General features: G+C 45.4%; 5 protein-coding genes and 1 pseudogene. All 6 read right to left on the reverse strand.

Annotation, left to right across the window (positions count from 1 at the left end; all coding sequences use genetic code 11):
* On the reverse strand, positions 1 to 706 hold a 706-nt coding region (locus AF333_RS31335; RefSeq protein WP_053432799.1), incomplete at its 3' end, for a glucosaminidase domain-containing protein.
* A gap of 14 nt (positions 707 to 720) precedes the next feature.
* The gene (locus AF333_RS31340; protein WP_235356552.1) at positions 721 to 1,206 is read right to left on the reverse strand and encodes a phage holin family protein; all 486 of its coding nucleotides are present in this window, start codon (positions 1,204 to 1,206) and stop codon (positions 721 to 723) included.
* 98 nt (positions 1,207 to 1,304) lie between these two features.
* Positions 1,305 to 1,451, reverse strand: coding sequence for a hypothetical protein (locus AF333_RS34275; protein WP_158502252.1), 147 nt, complete (start codon positions 1,449 to 1,451; stop codon positions 1,305 to 1,307).
* A gap of 55 nt (positions 1,452 to 1,506) precedes the next feature.
* On the reverse strand, positions 1,507 to 1,623 hold the full coding sequence (locus AF333_RS37125; protein ID WP_254786514.1) for a CD1375 family protein: 117 nt from the start codon (positions 1,621 to 1,623) through the stop codon (positions 1,507 to 1,509).
* 1 nt (position 1,624) lies between these two features.
* Entirely contained in the window at positions 1,625 to 1,867 is a 243-nt protein-coding gene (locus tag AF333_RS31345; RefSeq protein ID WP_043063291.1) for a hypothetical protein, read from the reverse strand.
* Positions 1,864 to 2,856 (reverse strand): annotated as a pseudogene (locus AF333_RS36600) (DNRLRE domain-containing protein); the annotation flags it as partial. The gene AF333_RS31345 and the pseudogene AF333_RS36600, both read right to left, overlap by 4 nt.

The following is a 2,856-nucleotide window of genomic DNA, read 5'->3' on the forward strand; positions in this document are numbered from 1 at the left end:
AGTCTGTCGCCTTGCTATTACTAAACCTTTGCCTTGCTGCTAAATCCTCATTCTTATTTGTTTTTAAATTTGTTGCACTCGATAGCGACCGCTCACCATTCCGGGTAAAGAGTACCGTTACTCCGTGCCGGGTTAGTACCTTGCCGACTAATTGTGCCAAGGCAAAGGCACGTTCATGTTCCTGCAGTCCATTTCCACATGCTCCGGGGTCCGGCATTCCGTGCCCTGGATCAATCAAAACTAATTTACTCACTCTATATTCCCCCTTGTCATATTGGTACAACTTATACCGCTGAATAATGTTCATCAGTTTATCTGGATACGTTGGGTCGGTAGCATAGCCGGCTTTCCATACCTCGACACAGGCCGCCCGCCAATCAGTGCCGATAACCTTTGCATACCGGGGAGTTAACAAGCGTTCTGAACGGCATTTAATGCATTCTCCCCAAGAGTTGTATTTACAGAAAATAGACTTTTCTGTTGTTTTCTTACCGTTCCGATACTCAGGCGATTCTTTTTCGTATGTACCAGCTGGACCAGTACCTTTGAGGCCGAATAAGTTGTTGGCCTTCTTCGCCAACTCTGATTCTCCCCATCCGGTTTCAAGAATAGCCTGGGCAATTGTGAGAGAGGCCGGAATCCCGACCTTTTTGTTTTCCTCAATTGCAGCATCTTTGATTTTGCTGATAAATGCTTGTGGCTCCATTTGGTATCCTCTCCTTACATCGCAGGTCGATCCGGCGTGTCTGGTGGTTGTTTTTCTTCTTCTGAACGTTTGCGGAGTTGGAGTAGAGCACTACGTAATTGGGGCGGTACAGGCATCCCGCATCGGACCATATTTTCTAGCATGGATAGCCCTTCGTTTGCGATATAAAAGTAAATCGTGATGTTACGGAAGAAACCGGGGGAATTTAGGGCTAAATCAACTTTATGTGCGGCAGCCACGGCCAGAAAGATAAATAGCTTCTTTGGAATACGTCGGAAGCCTATGGCGCTAGATAAACGCTTCTCTACACAAGCGGCGCCGATACCCGTTGCATAATCTGCAATCACCATAAACATAAGTACATCTAACAATTGCGACCATCCCCCGAAGAGATATAGCGCAACGGAAGCCAATCCCGCTTTAAAGGCTACCTCTCTTATATTCATCCCCAGTAACACAACCGTGGAGGCAATCCCTAACCCAAGGGCTATTTTTTTCATCCTCATTCCTCTCTTTCACCCCCTTTCGAGGGAAACAATAAAAGGGAGCTGCATATGCAACTCCCAAAATAAAAACGCCTCTCTTTATCGAGAAGCGCTTACGCAGTTTCTGTAGCCAGATCACCGCAACCTAATAGTTCTAATTGACGTTTGACTTCTGGCTTCAATGTAGCCGGTACGTCAGCGTAACTGATTTCCTGATCGATAATGAACGTCACATAAATCACCGCAATACGTGGAAACATCGTATCACCCCCTTTCAAAAGAAAAAGAGCGACCGATAAGAAAAGACGAGCGAGTTTAGCTCTCATCTTCCTTCAGTAGCTCCTTTACTTTGTCTTGAATGCTTTCTGGAACATCAGTGATTTGAATATCACCGTCTTTTATAGCATTTACATAGACTTTTGCAACTGACATGTTATTGTCCTCCGTTTTGCATCGCGTCAAGCGCTTCGTACAGTTCCATAATGGCAAAGCCATTATCTTTGTTCCGCTGTTTTTCCCGAGCGAGGTCTTGTTCAAGTTGTTGTATGATTTCATCCTTTTGTATGTTACTAAGTTTTAAAGTAGCTAAATCTTGACTCATCTTAACCAACGGCGCTTTTTCTTCCTCACGCTCTTTCTCGATTTGCGATAATGGCTTTTCATTGATGATGATCAATCGAACGCACCCCCAAATCCATTGACAATAACCTGACTCGTGGCTGTTCCTTTTTCAAACACAAATCGTATGTCAACGCCCCATTTATCAGCTGTCTTTTCCGCATTCGTAAAAAGAAAGCCGCGATTAAATCGGACATGATTCGTTATATCCTCCCAGGTAGGGGAGGCGTCAAAGGCGTTGTTACATGCTTCTATCTTCATTGTTGCCCCGTTCGGTACCACTGCATCAAGGGTGACAAGAATCCTTTTGGCGGCAATATCGGTGACAAATGGATTCTTTAGCTTGAATTCTAGTTTCGTTTCATTCCGAACAAACGTATAGGTCCGCACTGATGTCATGCCTTTACTGTCGGTCGCCTCGATGGATAGAGTATGCTGCGTCGCTGGTTGCAGTCGTATCCAAAGGTCATACGGAATGGTAATGGTGTTTTCCTGTCCGGCTACGCCTGCGAAAGAGCGTATGACCTTGCCGTTGATTTTTTCTGTAACAGTAAAGGCGTCCCCTTCCGGTTCGGTCACGGTATAGGTTTTAGATGGTATCGCCTGAATCGTTCCTAAATCCTCATTCGTACCGGAGATAACGGGTGGACGGTTATGAATGACACGGAATTTACGTATGACTTCCGATGACTTTCCACCTTTGTCATCTTCTGCCCAGACCGTAAGCGTATGGTCTACATTTTCAGCCAAGTCAACGGTGACCTCTGTAGTACCGTCACGGAGCCGTTTACCGCTGAACGTTAGGTTTTTGGCAAAAGAAAGAGGCGTGCCATTGACAACGCCTGATGCGATGTTTCGGACTGTGCCGCTATTGATTTTGTATTTAACAGTTAACACATCGCCGTTGTCAGGGTCTGATGCGCTACCAGTTATCGGCAAGACACTTCCTTCGGATAATGTGACATTATTCTGAGTTGAAAGTGTAAGAGTAGGCACAGCGTTTAAAATCTCAAGGACTGGTCGCCAACCAATAAATGTGTGCGTACC

It is taken from the genome of Aneurinibacillus migulanus (assembly GCF_001274715.1).
Lineage (GTDB): Bacteria > Bacillota > Bacilli > Aneurinibacillales > Aneurinibacillaceae > Aneurinibacillus > Aneurinibacillus migulanus.